Source organism: Anabaena sp. FACHB-595, from assembly GCF_048568275.1.
GTDB lineage: Bacteria > Cyanobacteriota > Cyanobacteriia > Cyanobacteriales > Nostocaceae > Trichormus.
In genome coordinates, this window is sequence record NZ_CP183473.1 from 5,978,980 (window position 1) to 5,995,398 (window position 16,419).

Sequence of the window (16,419 nt, forward strand, 5' to 3'; positions counted from 1 at the left end):
ACGATGTGGAAATTCCTGACTAAACTGGCTGCTGTACTTATTTTAGTGTGAGGTCTACCGTGGCTGAACCTCCAGTATTAGATAAAATTATCAAAAATGTGCGGGTAGTTCGTCCCCATAATGATGCTGTTGAACTACTTGACATAGGCATTAAGGATGGGAAATTTGCTCAGATTGCTCCTAATATTACTCCAGACACAGGTCAAGAAATTTTTGATGCCAAAAACTTGTTAGGCTTTCCTGGGGTTGTAGATGCCCATATGCACATCGGTATCTATCAACCCCTCGATAAAGATGCGGTAACAGAAAGCAAAGCAGCCGCAATGGGAGGAGTAACAACCAGTCTCAACTATATTCGTACAGGACAGTATTATCTAAATAAAGGTGGTTCCTACCGAGATTTTTTTCCCGAAGTTTTGGCATTATCAGCAGGTAATTTTTTTGTAGATTATAGCTATCACGTTGCACCTATCGCTAGTCAGCATATCGACGAAATACCCTTACTTTTCGAGGAACATGGGGTAACTTCCTTTAAAATATTCATGTTTTATGGTGGTTATGGTTTGCATGGTTTATCAGACCAGCAAAACCTATTTTTGATGATAAATAAAGAGGAACGCTACGACTTTGCTCATTTTGAATTTATCATGCGTGGTGTAACTCGCTTGATGGCAGAATATCCAGAAGCGCGAGATTATATCAGCTTGAGTTTGCATTGCGAAGTTGCAGAAATTCTCAATGCTTATACCAAAATAGTAGAAAATGATTCTAGCCTAAGTGGACTGCACGCCTATAGTGCAGCACGTCCTCCCCATTCCGAAGGGTTAGCAATTTCCATCGCTGCTTATTTGGCACACGAAACTAACTGTGCAAACATCAATTTATTACATTTGAGTTCACGTAAAGCAATGGAAGCAGCTTTGATTATGCAAACTGCTTTCCCTCATATCAACTTTCGGCGAGAAGTTACGGTTGGGCATTTATTATTAGATGTTGATACACCCAATGGTACTTGGGCAAAGGTCAACCCGCCTATTCGTCCCCGCGCCGATGTGGAATATCTATGGCAAGCTGTACTTAATCATCAAGTAGATTGGATAGTGAGTGACCATGCTTGCTGTTCTGCGGAACAAAAACGCAGTGCGAAAGACCCGAATAATATTTGGTTAGCTAAGTCTGGTTTTGGTGGGACGGAATATTTGCTTTCGGGTGTGGTGAGTGAAGGTAGCAAACGGGGAATGTCTTATAATCACATGGCTAAGTTGCTGTCTTGGAACCCATCGCGGCGTTTTGGATTGTTAACAAAGGGGGATATTGCTATTGGTTACGATGCTGATTTGGTGTTAGTAGACCCAAATGAAAGCTTTGTTGTACGTGCGGCTGAGTCGGAGTCACAACAGGGTTACACGCCTTTTGAGGGGATGGAGTTAACGGGACGGGTAAAGAGTACGTTTTTGCGGGGAAGTTTGATTTATCACAATGGACAAGTTTTAGGTTCGCCGAATGGGCGTTATGTGCGGAGGAGTTTGGGGGGATAAGTTTCATGCAGAGGCACAGTTCGCTCTTAGCGTTTCCGCAGGGTGGCGCAGAGAGTTTTAAGGGGAGTTGGGTTGAGATTAATTTCCATTTGCGTAAGATAAAACTGTACTTAATTTTGATAAGTCTCTGTCAACTCTGACAAAAAATAAACCGCCATCATCTGATATGTGTCGGGGAAGAGTACTAAAACTGGGACAATACCAACAATGATTTTTTAAGAAGCGGTATTTTCCTACATCACAATACCCAGCTAGACAATAACCTTCCTCATTGTATGCTTGAATCATTTGCTGCTGACCATCATAATGAGGTAAGATGGCAAGTAACCATACTCCACCGCCGTTAGCATCTTTTCTTAAATACTTCTTTTTTGCTACTTCAAATTGCACTGTATCTGTTTTCCCCCAGGGCAGCAATTTACTATCTAATACTGGGATAAATTCGTTTAATTTTGCTTCTGGATGATTATCTTGTAGATTTCTATAATTAGCTGCGCCGTCTTCCATCCAGAGAATTTCTACTTCTTCATCGCCTAAAACTTGCCATTCACCTAATTTGACTCCGGCGGGAATAAAAGAATAGCAATGTTTAGTAAGTTGCCATTCACCGATTTTAATTTTACCTTTGAGGACAAAAAGCTCTAAATCTGCTGTAAATATGCCTGATGGGGCTTGAAATTGTGTTGGTAAAATAACTTTTGATGTGGAAGCACCGCAATCGTGCCAAGTTAATAGTCTACGACTTCCAGCTACTACATTATTTGGCATTCCAGGTATTTGCCAATTCTGTTCTTCTGGGACTTTATTTGTGTCAAAGAATTGGTATTGACGAGGTAAATATTCTGGAGAAATGGCGGTACGTCTTCCTGATAAATTCATGCGTCCTCTACCATCTCCACCCCAATCTTCTTTAACACAAGGTATATTTAAAAGGTCTTCACTAGCCGACTTAGATTGATTTTCCATATATTTTGATAGTGTAGAACTAAGTTTTTGTCTGTGCTTCATGTTGAGAAATAGATTATTCCATAACAGAGGCACAGAAAAGAGAAGATTTTTAATTAGGTCAACCTACGTTTAATTTCTTCAGCTAAATCTGCTAAGGCGACTTCTACCTGTTCGCCTGATTGTAAATCTTTGAGGGATGATTTTTGTGCTGCGGCTTCATCAGCACCGATGATGACACAAAATCTAATACCTTGTTTATCGGCTGCTTGAAATTGTTTACCTAACTGGCGTTTTTCAAAGTTTGTAATTACATTCAGCCCTGCTTGCCGTAACTGTTGCGATACTTTTAGATAAGTTGGCATTAGTTCATCCTGCATATTTACTACCACTACCTGGGCTGGTGTTGGTGGTAAAGTGTTAAGAATCCCTGCTTTCAGTAAGCGACTAATTAAGCGAGTTAAGCCGATAGAAATACCCACACCGGGCATTTTTTCACCGATAAATGTACCAACTAATTCTTCGTATCTGCCACCTGAACAGATACTACCTAAAGCTTCATGGCCGATGAGAGTGGTTTCATAAACTGTGCCTGTATAGTAGTTTAGGCCACGAGCGATCGCCAAATCAATACAAAAGCGTTTGTCAGGCACTCCCAGGTTACGCACCCCTGTAATTACTGTTTCTAATTCGCTGACACCTAAATTAAATTGCTCTGATTCTGGCAGTGTTTGTGAAAGATGTTTGAGTTTATCTAATACATCGTCAACGCTACCATCAATTTTAACAAAATCTATAATTTTTTGTGTTTGCTCTGGGTTAATACCTTCTTTCTCTAACTCTAATTTAACTTTAGCTTCACCGATTTTTTCGAGATTATCGATAATGCTAATACAAGATTTAATTTGAGTTTCTGATATATTTAAAGATTGGAAAAATCCTGTTAAAACTTTCCGATTATTGATACGAATTACAAAATCACCAATATTAACTGCCTCAAATATTTCGGTGATAATTGCTGGCATTTGAGCATCATAAAGCAAACTGAGTTTTTCTCGTCCAACTACATCGATATCACACTGGCGAAATTGACGAAATCTCCCATCCTTAGCCCGTTCCCCGCGAAAAACCACGTCCATTTGATAACGAGCAAAAGGGAAAGTTAAATCATTTAAATGACGAGCAATATAAGCGGCTAAAGGCACAGTTTGGTCAAATTTTAAAGCTCTGGCTTCTGAACCCGTGTCTCCTGATTTATCTTTTTCTGCTTGGCGATTTGGTGGGAGAATTGGCTCAAGACCATAAATAATATTGTCCCCTTGATTACCTTTGGCTTGTAGTACTTCCAAGCGTTCAACTGCGGGAGTTTCAATAGGTGTAAATCCATAGCTTTCATAAACTCTACGGATGGTATCTAGTAAATATAATTCTAAGCGCTTTTCGCTGGGCAGAAATTCGGGAAAGCCGCTAGGAGTTGAGAAGTTAATTTTGTCGTTTTTTGCCATGCGTCTATTTTTGTGAAATTTAAACTTGATAGGGGCGCAAAAGTTTGCACCCCTACCATTTTATTTTTTCAGAAAGTTGTATTCCAATAGATAAAAGCATAACTTTCTGAAATATGGGGAATTATTATTTTAGCCGTTCTTCTTGAATCAGAGTACGTTGATATATTTGATCATTTTTAAACCAGTGCCAAGTTCTAGCACGATGGTTATTATCAGGGCTGATTTGAATCATTTCATACAAATACATTCCTGGGGCTGTCTTATAGGAAAACCACAGGATAACCGTAGAGTCATCTATTTCCCAAGCTTTACCTTGAATGCGATCGCTATCAAACCACAGTATCTTATCTTGATATGTCCCTGGAAAATTATGCACTTCTTCTTTTCCATCAGCCCAAGTATAGCGATTCACTTGGTAGTAGGGATAGGGGCCATCTTCGGGAAGTTGGCAACTTAAGTGCGATTGATGGTGGTCGAGGATTTTCCCTGAAGTATCAATTAATGTATATGTACCCGTCCATTCACCTGCATGGCGGGCAAGTACGGGCATTTCTTCGCGGATGGACATGGTTTGGGAGTAGGGGGGTATGGTTGTTTAACTTTTACATGAATCGGATAACTGTTCGACTTTGCAGCCTACCAAGCTATCCGACTCGGTTTGATATTCGGAGATTGTCATCAACCTCACTGGATTAAACCTGGACTCTTATTTGGTACTCCCGATAAATTCCCATTTACCAGTTCTGACACAAAGAGTACTGCCCCGCACAACCACAACCCGAAAACCTACGTTGTTGTTCCTGTTGTCACGCGCGTTCCTGTTGCGATTCGCCGAACGGCAATTCCTGGGATTGTTGTTCCACGAACCACCGCGCAGCAGTCGGTGTCGCCTAACCCACTTTTTAAATTAACATGGCTAAGTCAAAAATTGAACTACTAAATATTCTCTGGCGCAATTGCCATGTGTCGCCGTGCTTTAAGTGGGCAACCCAACTTTGTGTTGATTGGGTTAAATGTTGAGCATCAATTTTACCTTCATCATAGTCTCGAAGCATTTGTCGTAATCTTTTTCTTCCTAAACGCAGATTATCACTGCGTACACGAATCTGGTTTGGTAAAATGCGAAACCCAACAAAATTCGCTCCATGTTTCGTTTCAAATAATTGGCTTTTTATTGGATGGATTTTTAGTCTTAAACTCGTAAGATATTCTTCTATTATGACTCTAGCAGTTTCTAAAAATGCTTTGTCATCTGAAAATAAAGCAAAATCATCAACATAGCGAATATATTTAAATGCTTGAAGTTGTTCTTTGACAAAATGGTCAAAATTATTTAGGTAGACATTAGCAAAAAACTGACTCGTCAGATTGCCAATTGGTAAACCACATCTTCTTTCTAAAGGTGCTAACAGATTATCACCCGGAAAGTAGTTAATAACTGGTTCTTGGAAATTACTGTTATCAATAATTGTGTTAATTAGCCAGAGTGTATCAGGGCATTTTATTTTACGATATATAAGGTGTTTTAAAATTTTATGGTCAATACTGGGGAAATATTTACGAATATCAGCTTGGAAGACATAATGGCTAGAACGAGAAAATTGTGTAAAGCGACGCAAAGCACGATGAGAACCAAAACCCACCCGATTGGCGTAGGAGTCACTAATAAATGTGCGTTCAAATATGGGAACAATTATGTTATAGAGGGCATGATGCACAACTCTATCACGATAGGGAGCAGCCGAAATCATACGCGGCTTGGGTTCATAAATTTGAAATGTTTTATATATTCCTGGCAAGTATGTTTTGCTTTGTAATTCTTCTTGTAGTTGAAATAATTCTGACTCTAAATTGTAATTAAACTCTAAAATATTTGGCTCTTCAGTTCATTTTATGGAACAGAATAATAAATAAAACCCAAAGATAGCCTGTATTCATTGCTGTGACTGGGTTTTAAGTTTTTGAGCCTTTCTATAAAACTGTGATTTTAATGCTCCACCATAAAACCAACGCAAGAGCCAAATATTTTCTCGAAAGCGTTTACCTCGCTGTGCTTTCTTTGCTGCTAATAATAAGTTATCAAATGTTATAATTTCACTCCAAAGATTGCCGTGTCTTTTCATCTATAGGACTCATATTTGATTTTTGAACAGATACGTAGTGGCGTGTCATTCTTATACATCTCTATTTTTTTGTTGTTTTATCCAGCCACCTAAATCCATGCCAATCTCATTTAACAGCTTTTGGGCATACTCATAACGTTCTGTTTTGATTAAGTTAAAATCTAGGAGTAGGCGAGTTTGATAACGTAAGATATCTAACTTACTATTTAAGGACTCTAAATAAATTAATTTCTGTTTAGCGTACCGTGCTAGGATTATAGCATCTAGTAAATTGTATAATTCTGTAATAATCCGATCGCCTAGTAATAACTTATGATCTCTGGGGAGGCGATTTAAAATTGGTACGTACCACTTGATTAAATCCTATGTTTTTTGTATTATAAGTAAATCACTCATCCAAGAAATCTCAAAAAATTTGAGCGCGCAGAGCGCGAAACCTTAAGAATGGTAAAGAAAAAAGTGCAGAGTGCTAAAGGGCAAGAGAGTAAAGTGCTAAGAAAGCCTGCCCCGCACAACCACAACCCGACAACCCACGCGCTCGTTCCTGTCGTCGCGCGTGTTACTGAGGCGACTCAACGAACGGCAACCCCTGGGATAGTAGTTCCACGAACCACCACGCAGCAGACGTCGCTGATTATCATTATTAATTAGCCATGCACTACCATCAGTTGGTGCATTATTATAATTTTCCTGCCACTCATCCTGACACCATTCCCATATATTACCACACATATCAAATAAACCAAAGGGGTTAGCAGGAAATTCTCCCACATTGGTTGTTTGTCCTCGATATTCACCCCTGGGAGAAGAACCATAGGTGTGATTTCCGTCATAATTCGCCAACTCAGTTGTAATCGTTGCGCCACAATAAAACGGTGTAGTCGTTCCCCCGCGACAAGCATATTCCCATTCGGCTTCACTGGGTAAGCGATATATCTGACCAGTCTTTTTAGATAGTCTGGTGCAAAATTCAACCGCATCATCCCAGGAAATACGCTCAACGGGACGATTAGCACCTTTAAAGCGAGATGGGTCAGATTTTAAATCAATATTTACTTTATCAAAAGCGGCAACGGCTGCCCATTGAGCTTGGGTTACGGGAAATTTCCCCATGAAAAAGGGTTGAATGGTGACGTTGTGCTGTGGACTTTCAGAATCATCTCGTCCTTCTTCATTGTCTGGCGAACCCATGAGGAATTTACCGCCGGGAATGGACACCATCTCTAGCGTTACACCATTACCCAAGTCTTCTGCAAAAAATTCTGCACTTCCCTGACTGCGCTCAATAATTTTTCCTTGAGCGTCCACATTCACAGTTTCAAACTCAAATTTCTTGGCTTTAAGGGGTTCTTCAGATACAGGCGGTTTCTGTTTACCAAGAATCCGTTCTTCTATAGGTGCAACATCTTCATCTCGCAGACTTAAGATATTTTGCAAGCGTTTGAGAGCCTTGCGCCTTGCTTGGGAAAGAGGATATTGTTTTATCTTAGACAACTCTTGCTCATAAAGTTGCAGTTTTTCTTGGCGTTTTCTATGAGGTTCGAGAACTTCAAATTCAATTAAATTAGTATCATCAATAGATAAATTCAATATACGCCTAAATTCAAATAGATAAGGGCGGTTAGCTTCAATAATTTCTTCAATTTCTCCTTCATCACCAAAAACAATTGTCTCAAATTCCTTGCGATACTTCAGTTTGGGGTCATCCTTCGGTGATTTTGCAAGAAGAATTGGCTCACCTTTTTTTAGGTAATATAATTCTGGTGTCATGTTGGGAGATTCTTCCTGCACTTTGCTTTTCGCATATTCATGCAACTCATCTACCGCAATCCAACCATCGCCATTTTTATCGGCTGCACCTTTTTCAATGCCTTCTACTAAATAATTGGTGTAAATCCCTAAGCCAAAATCATCAGACTCAAAGGCATATTGTGTAGAAGTAGAAGCCGTGAGAATCGCCCTTCCCTCACCGCCTAAATACTGTTGCAGGTTAATCTCACCACTATCCCTGGCTGTAAAACCTTTGGCAAATGCACCACTAAAACAACAATCTAAAATTACTACCTGTCGCTTAAATGTCTTGAGGCTCATCCAGCCTTGTACATCTCTAGCAGCTATAGCTGAAGCTGTCCTTAATTTTCCCTGATCTTTGCGAGTGTTACGAGTGGAAAAGTAAAAATGACCGTCTTCTACGGTGACACCATGACCAGAAAAATACAAAAGCCCCAGGTCATCTTTCTCACACTTGAAGTAAAAATCCTCGATAGCCTCGGCCATTTCTTGCCGTGAGGGATTTTCTAGGACTTTGACCGCATCAAAACCACCCATTTCAGGGTCTAGCAAAACGCGCTGCATCGCCTCAACATCCTTCACAGCTTTTGGTAATGGTGCTAATGTCGGCTCATCATATTCACTAATCCCAATTAACAGTGCTACCTTAGCCATTGTTGCTGTCTTGGTTGTTTCTGGCCTGATTAATGAGTTCCTCGGTTTTTTGTTTGATGTATTCAATATCTTCTTTGCTATTCGCTTTCCCCCTAAATTTTGCTCCTTCCTTGGTGATTTCTATGTCTAGTTCCAAATTCCTACCAATACCACGACCTAAAAAGTCAAATAAAGGCTTGATTAAAGCAGGACTGACTAGGGCTGTGAATTTTCCCGGCGAAAAACCACCTAAAGCCTTGGAACCTGTTGGTACTTCTGTAATGGGAACTAAAGCTGCATCTTCTACCCCGTCCACTTCTCTTAACTGGGGTAGCAAATTTTGTACTTTTTCTTGCAATTCAGCATCATCTAAGCCTGGTTCATTCAAGGAAATAGTTATCTGAACCTGAGATGTTGTTTCCATATAAATCGCTTAAATATAACCAGAATATCTTTAAACGATTGTATCGGTTATTGAGGGAATTTAGTTAATATCCGAAGGTTTTGGGGAAATAATGAGTCACTGTATAGTATAACTACGAGGGCGATCGCTCTTACTAAATATATAAGTACATTTAAGACTAGTGATTATAGGGATTTTCGCTTATGTGTAGTATGGTTTTGAGTCTTACTCCCCTTCCCTTGTAGGGAAGGGGTTGGGGGTTAGGTCTGTATTAAACTCAACTGCGAACGATCATATTAATCAATCATTTTAAAGAAGCGGGTAAAGTAGTCGGGGAATGTCTTGGCTGTACAACCTGGGTCTTGAATCACAATACCTGGGGTTTTTAAGCCTGTAACGGCAAAAGCCATTGCCATTCTATGGTCGTGGTAGGTTTCGATAGCGGCTGGGGTGATGGGGGTTGGTTCAATTTTCATCCCGTCGGCAAATTCTTCAACTTTCACACCTAAACGACGTAATTCGGTGACGACGGCGCGGATGCGTTCGGTTTCTTTATAGCGGATATGTTCTACATTACGGATGATAACAGGTGAACTAGCATAAGGGGCGATCGCTCCCAATGTTTGCACCAAATCCGACATATCATTCATATCAATGTCGATACCTTGTAATTGTTCTGGCCCAATAACTTCGGTGTAATCTGCACCCTCAATTACCTGACAACCCATCTGTTCTAAAACATTCAGCCACAAAATATCACCTTGGCAAGATTGTTTAGTTAAATGGTTCACCCGCACTCGTCCACCAGTGACGGCGGCGGCGGCGAAAAAGTAAGAAGCATTCGACGCATCGGGTTCTATAGTATAGTGTCGAGCTTGGTAACGTTGACCTGCTTTGATATGAAATTGGTTGTCGTCAGTTTGGGTGACATCCACACCAAAATCAGCCATCAGGCGACAAGTCATTTTTACATAAGATTGGGAAACCAATGTACCCTCAACCTCAATGGTTGTATCCTGTTGGGCGTAGGGCGCAATCATCAGCAAGGCGGAAAGTTGCTGACTGGTTTGGTTGGCTTTGAGGCGAAAATGTCCACCTGCAAATTGCTGACCATAAATAGTGTAGGGCATAAAACCAGAGTTGCCCTCAAAGTTAATTGTTATGCCACTGTTTTGTAGCACCGTTACCAAGTCACCCATTGGACGTTCCCGCATCCGAGGAACTCCATCTAAGCGATATTCCCCATTACCAAGTGCTACCAACGCCGTGATAAATCTTGCTGCTGTACCCGCTAAACCCACAAACAAATCTGCTTGTTTTGCCGGGATGTCGCCGCCCTTACCTGAAACTTGGATTTGCGCCAGATGAGGATGTAGTGTGATGGGAATACCCAACTGCTCTACACATTTAGCAAAATATTCACTGTCTTCACTAAATAAGGCATTTTCTAAAGTAGAGTCGCCTTGCGCTAAAGCCGCAACAAGCAATGCCCGATTAGTGATACTTTTAGAACCCGGAATCTCTACTGTGGCATCCACAGGACGATTCAGAGCAGGGATGGCGATGGTATCCACTTTCAACCTCTATCTGGGTGGTCAGCTACAACTTATATATGTTCCCATATCATGAAGGTTGCTGGAACAGTCATATTTTTTGGTGTTTTTTTCATACACCTATAAGGCGTTCAACTCGTATTGATACATCAGGAAAGGCTAAGGGTGAAACAGTTCCTGTTGTGAGGGTTAGTTCGGTCGTATATTGCTGATTGTTGAGGTCACGAAAGACTTTTAACTGGGGACTTTTTAAGTTAACAACCCAATATTCAGTAATACCAGCCTCAGCATAGATTTCTTTTTTATCACCCAAGTCTTTAGTTAAGGTGGCATTAGCAAATTCAATTACCCAAAAAATATCTTCTGGGTAAGGGTGATGTTTTAAGTAAGTCTCACCTAAAGGTTTGACAATAGCAACATCGGGTGCAGGTTCAGAATCGTTAGGTAAGGTAATTGGTTTAGCATCACGGATTTTTACTCGCTCACCAAGTAATGTGCGGAGATAATCTGCGGCTTCTGTGTTGTAGTAGGCGTGAGGTTCTCGTTCTGGAGGCATAACAATCAGGTCGCCGCGCAATAATTCCAGAGGCTGGTCGTCAAAAATGCCTGCTTCTATTGCTCGGTGATAGCGTTCTATTGTCCATTTATAGGTAGTTACGGTCATAACACTTGATTTAGCTTTGGTTGTACCGTAAACACAAGAAGTTTAGTTTGATTTTAACCTTTGGGGCAAGTGTACGATAATCATAATTCTGAGGCAGGCGATGACCTACAGTCGTTGGAACGCCATTGCTCATCAGATGTTTTAGGTAAATTTGTTTACGTCCTCAGGCAACAATATTTTTTGCAATAATTGAGATGTGTCGTGCTACTAGACATTTCACCCTGAAAAGTTATGATATCTGCTGAGAAAACCTCTCAACTTTTGGTAATTCCCCCATTAGAAAATGGCGATAGGCTCACCCGTTATGAATTTGAGCGCAGATATTATGCTATGCCTAATTTGAAAAAAGCAGAATTGATTGAAGGAATTGTTTACGTGGCATCACCGTTAAGAATCAAAAGTCATGGCGAACCCCATGCTTATATTATGACTTGGTTGGGTGTTTACAAAGCAGCAACACCGGGCGTAGGTTTAGCCGACAATACTACAGTCATCATTGATGCCGATAATGAACCCCAACCAGATGCTTTACTCAGAATAGAACAAGGAGGGCGATCGCGCATTAATCAAGATGATTATTTAGAAGGTGCGCCAGAATTAATTGTAGAAATCGCTGCTTCTACTGCTTCCTATGATTTACATGAAAAATTAAAAGTGTATCGGCGTAATCAAGTCCAAGAGTATTTAGTTTGGCGAGTTTATGATAATCAATTTGATTGGTTTAAGTTACAAGCAGGTGAGTATATACAGCTTGAAGTAAATACAGATAATATATTGCGTTCACAAACATTTCCGGGGTTGTGGTTAGCGAAGTCTGCTTTATTATCAGGCGACTTAGCTACAGTATTAGCTGTTTTGCAGCAGGGATTATCTACACCAGAACATCAAGACTTCAAAAAGTCTCAAGGGAAACTTTCTTTCTCTTAACAGAGACGCTACGCGAACAGAACTTTTCACTGCGTTTAAAAACATTAGTTCTGTATTGGAAACAGAACATTAATTTGGGAAGCATAGCCGTAGCCAGATAAATTACGACATCAAGCCAAGATAAAACCCTCACAACCGTCAACAGTCAACCGTCAACAGTCAACCGTCAACAGTCAACCGTCAACAGCTATAAAACCAACCAAAGCTTTACCTCTATTCCCCATACCATATTTATTCAGTAAATTGTCATTCCCCCTTATCAAACCACCAAGGGTCACTAGCAGAGTTGGTTTTAATCAAAAATGCTTGTTTTCTCAAAAACCGCTTCAACCCTGATGCACCCATACGCGAACCACCAAGACCAGAAAAGTTAAAGGCGTTTTTTTCTCCTTCGTGCATCACAGCAGTAAGAGCGGCATCATTAATACTGATAGCACCTGCATTTAATTGTCGAGCAACTTTTAAAGCTTCATCTTCTGAACCTGCAAACACCGCCGCACTTAATCCATAAATTGTGTCGTTGGCTAAATATACGGCTTCTTCCACGTCGGGAAAAGGCATAACCGGCATAATTGGGCCAAAAGTTTCTTCAGTCATCACCTTCATGGAGTGATTAACATTTGTCATGACTGTAGGACGACACCACCAACCGCCACCTAATTCTTCGACTTTACCGCCGCAGTGAATGACAGCCCCTTTCTCAACTGCATCTAAAATATGATCGTTAACAATTCCGGCTTGTCTTTCAGCAATGATGGGGCCGATCGCTCCATCTTCTACTAAAGGGTAAGCTAGTTGTAGACGATGGGCTTTAGCTATTAATTGATGATAAAACTCTTCAAATCTAGATTCAGCTACGTAAATTCTTTCAATAGATAAACAAGATTGTCCTGTATTCACAACCGCACCCCACAAAATAGCTGAGGTAGCTAAATCTAAATTGGCTGACTCTAAAACGATCGCCGGATCTTTGCCTCCCAATTCCAAGTAAGCTGGAATAAAGCGTCTAGCTGCGGTTTCTGCGACTTCTCTTCCTGTAGCTACACTACCCGTAAAACATACCAAATCGACATAATTAATTAAATTTGCCCCAGTTTCTCCGCCTCCCTCCACAAAAGTTAAGATATCGCGCAACTCAGGAACTGTATTTAAGGCCATCAACAGAGGCGCAACAAATCGAGGAGCTATTTCACTGGGTTTGACAACCACCGCACAACCCGCCAGCAACGCCGGAATGGTATCAATCATCGACAGCAACAAAGGAAAATTCCACGGACTAATTACGCCGACGAGGGGGTAAGGAACTAATGATTGTTGTAAAGCGATAAAGGGAATGCTGGTATTTTTGGCAGACTCTTGTAGTAATTCTGGCGCTAAACCACACCAGCGATCGATACTAGCGATAAAAGAATCGATTTCTAATACAGTTATAGATAATCTACCCGTATCATTTACCAAAGCTTCTGTTAGTTGTTCACGTCGGGAAAGTATAGCTTGCTTCCATTGCTGTAAAGCTGTGATTCTTCCTTCCACACCCAATTCTTGCCAACGAGATTGCGCCCGTCTCGCCCGATTACATTGCTGTGCTAGCAACCTCGGCGGCGGCGGTATAATCACATAATCAAATTTTCCCGTACGTGGATTACGAACTTCGATTGTTTTGGTCATTTGTTAGTTGTCAGTTGTCAGAGACGCGATTAATCGAGTCTGTACAGTTGTCAATAATCAATAGTCATTGGTTAATAGAAAAAACGTTGTATGCAACGTTTGTACTTAGTTTTCCCCAGTCCCTAATCCCCAATCCCCAGTCCCCAATCCCCAGTCCCCAATCCCCAATCCCCATCAAATAATCCCCAACCGAGTTAAACGTTCAATAGTTTCCTGCTGTGTTTGTATAAAATGTTTGCGCTCTATTTCTTTATTCAGCATAGTGTTTGCTGGGTAAAATTTAGCTTGACTGTAGCTTTGAGCATACATTTCAAACCTTTGGCGCGATAATAAATTATTTAAACCTGGTCTGGTGCGATCGCGTCTTAATGCAGCTAAGTCTATTTCTGCAAAAGCAGCCATACTTTCACCTGGGCCTGTTTCCGCTAAGATTATCCCACGATGGTCAATGATTTTGGAGCCGCCATCAACGGAACCAATGGGAATCGCACTATTCGCTAAACCTGCGCTATTGGCTGAAACTACATAAGCCATATTCTCAACAGCACGAGTAATTTTTGCTGCATCTTTGGGAGTGAGGTTCTTGCTATACACCTCAGATGTGGAATGGAGAAAAATTTCTGCCCCCCGCATTGCCAAACATCTAGCTACTTCCGGGTATAAAATTTCCTCTGATGCCAAAGCTGCTAAATTACCAATGGCAGTTTTAGCCACAGGAAACACACCTTCTAAGCCATAACAGTCAAGGTATTTATCCCAAACATCATGAGGTGTGGGAGCAAATAAAGAATTTAACCGCCGATACCGTAAAACAACTGAACCAGAAGGGTCAATGACAAAACAAGTTTGGAAGTATAATCCGGGGAAATTGGGGTCAAGTTCGTAAGCGTTACCTGCAAGAAATATTTGCTGTTTTTGAGCAATCATTCCCAGTGCTTCATATTCTGCACCGTTAATTTCCAAACAGGCTTTATCTGCCCATACTTGCAAAGGTTCTCCCATCGGAAAGCCTGTGAGAAAATATTCTGGTAACACAATTAAGCGACAGTCAAACCCAATAAAAGCAATACTGGCAGCAATTTGTTGTGCCAAGCGGTTAATTGTATTGTGCATCATTAACCCAGCTTCTTGGCGATCGCTTGCTTGATTCACTGCATGACAAGTAACTTGCAGCGCCAAAGCCCGAAATGAGTTGAGATTCCCAGGATTATCTACCATAAAGAAGAGCAGGGGGAGCAGGGGGAGTAAAAAAGATGACAACCGACAATTGTACAGACGCGATTAATCGCGTCTCTGACTAAATTTTATTGTCTCCCCAAAGCGATCGCACTAATTGATCTGTCATGTATTGACCGAATAGCTGCACTGCAATTTTATTATCTGGGTCACGTTCAGCGATCGCTCGGCGGACAATTAAATCACGTTGCGCCAATGCCGCACGTTCTGATTCTGGTACAGGTTCCGCTTCATCTACCCAACCCAACCAACGATCCATCATCTCATGAGCTGTTGAACGCAGGGTAGCGATTGTTTCATCTGTAATTTGACTAGTGTAACAAAGGCTTGTATGTGATTGTACCTGACGAATATAGAGAGTTTTGCTGTGATATTGCTGAAAGCGGTCATCTTTGAGAAATGTTAAATATCTCTCGTTTGCAGGTTCATAATAACGGTCTAAATAATCTAAATCAGTCAACAAATCACTGCGACTGATGTAATCCATGTAAAAGAATAAGTTTGGCACAGTCGCAAAAGCAAAAGCCAGATGGGGAACGCGAATCTGTGAACCTAACCAAACTGTTAAGTGCATATTGCAAAAACCTGAAATTGGTTCCCGCAACCAGGAATGCACCAACCAATCAATTTCTGCACCAGAAAAAGTATTCAGCGAACCGTGTGCGGCTCCTACTTGAGCAGAATAATTTTGTAAATCCTTGGTAGACTCGTTTGGTTGTAACTCAAAACGTGCGTCTAGTTTCTGGCGGAGTTCTTTGGTAATACTCCATAATTGCTCAAATCTAGCTGTACTATCTATAGAAAGTTGTTGTTCAAGCATTGTTTGCAATGTTCCTTTTGATAAGGATGTATGCAAACAAACTTAATCGAGAGGTAAAACCTCTACATCTTACTTGTGTTTGAGTTCCCCTCTCATCCTTTATACCGTTAGTAAGAATAATGTTTTCCAGCCCTGAAGATACTTAGGTATTTATGGACAAGTGCAGGCTACGCCAACAATAACCAAATCGGATTCCTGTAAGTAAGCTCATTATCTTCAATGCTACTTAAATTAAGGTGATTCTAATTTAGTCACTCGCGCCTCTAATTTATTAACTTGCTGTTTCAATTCCACCACCAAAGTTGCTAATCTATCAAACATTTTCTCCTGTTCCTGCAAAGAGATATTTCTTCGGGAACCAGATGGGACTGTAATTGTTGTTCTGGGAGAAGATGCTGACTGGCGGTTTTGGTTAAGTCGTGATTCTATTTGGTTTAATCTTGATAAGACCCGACTAAAATCAGCTTGCAAATTGTTCAGGCGAGATTCAATTTGTTGTGATGATGCTGGACTTGATAACAACCCAAGCCAAATCACCATAACTAAAGCCCCAGCAAACAACCATCGACGAAACATTTCTTCTACTCCTTTGGGAAGTAGATTTATAAAATAA

General features: G+C 40.8%; 15 protein-coding genes and 2 pseudogenes. 2 read left to right on the forward strand and 15 right to left on the reverse strand.

Annotated elements, in window-relative coordinates; translation table 11 throughout:
• Window positions 1-59: 59 nt before the first annotated feature.
• Window positions 60-1,538 carry an amidohydrolase family protein gene (locus tag ACN222_RS25025; RefSeq protein WP_044522441.1) on the forward strand — a complete coding sequence of 493 codons (1,479 nt, stop codon included), beginning with the start codon at window positions 60-62 and terminating at the stop codon, window positions 1,536-1,538.
• Between the two features lie 78 nt (window positions 1,539-1,616).
• Here the strand turns inward: ACN222_RS25025 and ACN222_RS25030 are convergent, their stop codons facing one another.
• The 11 genes and pseudogenes from ACN222_RS25030 to ACN222_RS25080 form a co-directional block, all read right to left on the reverse strand.
• Window positions 1,617-2,504, reverse strand: a complete 888-nt coding sequence (locus ACN222_RS25030; protein ID WP_044522443.1) for a DUF4437 domain-containing protein — start codon at window positions 2,502-2,504, stop codon at window positions 1,617-1,619.
• 95 nt (window positions 2,505-2,599) lie between these two features.
• Window positions 2,600-3,988 carry a histidine--tRNA ligase gene (hisS, locus tag ACN222_RS25035; RefSeq protein WP_010999138.1) on the reverse strand — a complete coding sequence of 463 codons (1,389 nt, stop codon included), beginning with the start codon at window positions 3,986-3,988 and terminating at the stop codon, window positions 2,600-2,602.
• Window positions 3,989-4,112: 124 nt separating this feature from the next.
• Window positions 4,113-4,556, reverse strand: coding sequence for a DUF3598 family protein (locus ACN222_RS25040; protein WP_010999139.1), 444 nt, complete (start codon window positions 4,554-4,556; stop codon window positions 4,113-4,115).
• 138 nt (window positions 4,557-4,694) lie between these two features.
• Window positions 4,695-4,871: pseudogene (locus tag ACN222_RS25045) on the reverse strand (SUMF1/EgtB/PvdO family nonheme iron enzyme); the annotation flags it as partial.
• Between the two features lie 19 nt (window positions 4,872-4,890).
• Window positions 4,891-5,862: pseudogene (locus ACN222_RS25050) on the reverse strand (RNA-directed DNA polymerase); the annotation flags it as partial.
• Window positions 5,863-5,922: 60 nt separating this feature from the next.
• Entirely contained in the window at window positions 5,923-6,111 is a 189-nt protein-coding gene (locus ACN222_RS25055; protein WP_010999141.1) for a hypothetical protein, read from the reverse strand.
• Window positions 6,112-6,162: 51 nt separating this feature from the next.
• Window positions 6,163-6,468, reverse strand: a complete 306-nt coding sequence (gene avd / locus ACN222_RS25060) for a diversity-generating retroelement protein Avd (RefSeq protein WP_231865578.1) — start codon at window positions 6,466-6,468, stop codon at window positions 6,163-6,165.
• Window positions 6,469-6,603: 135 nt separating this feature from the next.
• Window positions 6,604-8,556 carry a caspase, EACC1-associated type gene (locus tag ACN222_RS25065; RefSeq protein WP_096637213.1) on the reverse strand — a complete coding sequence of 651 codons (1,953 nt, stop codon included), beginning with the start codon at window positions 8,554-8,556 and terminating at the stop codon, window positions 6,604-6,606.
• Complete coding sequence (locus ACN222_RS25070) at window positions 8,549-8,959, reverse strand: hypothetical protein (RefSeq protein WP_010999144.1); 411 nt, start codon at window positions 8,957-8,959, stop codon at window positions 8,549-8,551. The genes ACN222_RS25065 and ACN222_RS25070 overlap by 8 nt, the downstream gene beginning before the upstream one ends.
• A 275-nt stretch (window positions 8,960-9,234) precedes the next feature.
• Window positions 9,235-10,512 (reverse strand): 3-phosphoshikimate 1-carboxyvinyltransferase, encoded by a 1,278-nt coding sequence (gene aroA / locus ACN222_RS25075; protein WP_010999145.1) that lies wholly within the window; start codon window positions 10,510-10,512, stop codon window positions 9,235-9,237.
• 91 nt (window positions 10,513-10,603) lie between these two features.
• Window positions 10,604-11,155, reverse strand: a complete 552-nt coding sequence (locus ACN222_RS25080) for a Uma2 family endonuclease (protein WP_010999146.1) — start codon at window positions 11,153-11,155, stop codon at window positions 10,604-10,606.
• 231 nt (window positions 11,156-11,386) lie between these two features.
• Between ACN222_RS25080 and ACN222_RS25085 the strand changes: the two genes are divergently transcribed.
• On the forward strand, window positions 11,387-12,082 hold the full coding sequence (locus ACN222_RS25085; protein WP_010999147.1) for a Uma2 family endonuclease: 696 nt from the start codon (window positions 11,387-11,389) through the stop codon (window positions 12,080-12,082).
• A 246-nt stretch (window positions 12,083-12,328) separates the two neighbouring features.
• Here ACN222_RS25085 and ACN222_RS25090 read toward each other — a convergent pair whose 3' ends face one another.
• The 4 genes from ACN222_RS25090 to ACN222_RS25105 all read right to left on the reverse strand — a co-directional run bounded on the left by ACN222_RS25090 (window position 12,329) and on the right by ACN222_RS25105 (window position 16,382).
• Window positions 12,329-13,750, reverse strand: a complete 1,422-nt coding sequence (locus tag ACN222_RS25090; protein WP_010999148.1) for an aldehyde dehydrogenase family protein — start codon at window positions 13,748-13,750, stop codon at window positions 12,329-12,331.
• A 174-nt stretch (window positions 13,751-13,924) separates the two neighbouring features.
• Complete coding sequence (locus ACN222_RS25095) at window positions 13,925-14,968, reverse strand: nitrilase-related carbon-nitrogen hydrolase (RefSeq protein WP_010999149.1); 1,044 nt, start codon at window positions 14,966-14,968, stop codon at window positions 13,925-13,927.
• 79 nt (window positions 14,969-15,047) lie between these two features.
• Window positions 15,048-15,806 (reverse strand): hypothetical protein, encoded by a 759-nt coding sequence (locus ACN222_RS25100; protein ID WP_010999150.1) that lies wholly within the window; start codon window positions 15,804-15,806, stop codon window positions 15,048-15,050.
• Between the two features lie 231 nt (window positions 15,807-16,037).
• Window positions 16,038-16,382: a hypothetical protein gene (locus ACN222_RS25105; protein ID WP_010999151.1), complete on the reverse strand. Its 345-nt coding sequence runs from the start codon at window positions 16,380-16,382 to the stop codon at window positions 16,038-16,040.
• Window positions 16,383-16,419: the final 37 nt, after the last annotated feature.

Excerpts from the sequence above, each read along its gene's own strand:
- ACN222_RS25085 (WP_010999147.1), top strand. The coding sequence starts at position 11,387 with ATGATATCTGCTGAGAAAACCTCTCAACTTTTGGTAATTCCCCCATTA.
- ACN222_RS25095 (WP_010999149.1), bottom strand. The coding sequence starts at position 14,968 with ATGGTAGATAATCCTGGGAATCTCAACTCATTTCGGGCTTTGGCGCTG.
- ACN222_RS25055 (WP_010999141.1), bottom strand. The coding sequence starts at position 6,111 with ATGAAAAGACACGGCAATCTTTGGAGTGAAATTATAACATTTGATAAC.
- ACN222_RS25090 (WP_010999148.1), bottom strand. The coding sequence starts at position 13,750 with ATGACCAAAACAATCGAAGTTCGTAATCCACGTACGGGAAAATTTGAT.
- ACN222_RS25100 (WP_010999150.1), bottom strand. The coding sequence starts at position 15,806 with ATGCTTGAACAACAACTTTCTATAGATAGTACAGCTAGATTTGAGCAA.
- ACN222_RS25065 (WP_096637213.1), bottom strand. The coding sequence starts at position 8,556 with ATGGCTAAGGTAGCACTGTTAATTGGGATTAGTGAATATGATGAGCCG.
- ACN222_RS25080 (WP_010999146.1), bottom strand. The coding sequence starts at position 11,155 with ATGACCGTAACTACCTATAAATGGACAATAGAACGCTATCACCGAGCA.
- ACN222_RS25070 (WP_010999144.1), bottom strand. The coding sequence starts at position 8,959 with ATGGAAACAACATCTCAGGTTCAGATAACTATTTCCTTGAATGAACCA.
- ACN222_RS25105 (WP_010999151.1), bottom strand. The coding sequence starts at position 16,382 with ATGTTTCGTCGATGGTTGTTTGCTGGGGCTTTAGTTATGGTGATTTGG.
- hisS (WP_010999138.1), bottom strand. The coding sequence starts at position 3,988 with ATGGCAAAAAACGACAAAATTAACTTCTCAACTCCTAGCGGCTTTCCC.
- ACN222_RS25040 (WP_010999139.1), bottom strand. The coding sequence starts at position 4,556 with ATGTCCATCCGCGAAGAAATGCCCGTACTTGCCCGCCATGCAGGTGAA.
- ACN222_RS25030 (WP_044522443.1), bottom strand. The coding sequence starts at position 2,504 with ATGGAAAATCAATCTAAGTCGGCTAGTGAAGACCTTTTAAATATACCT.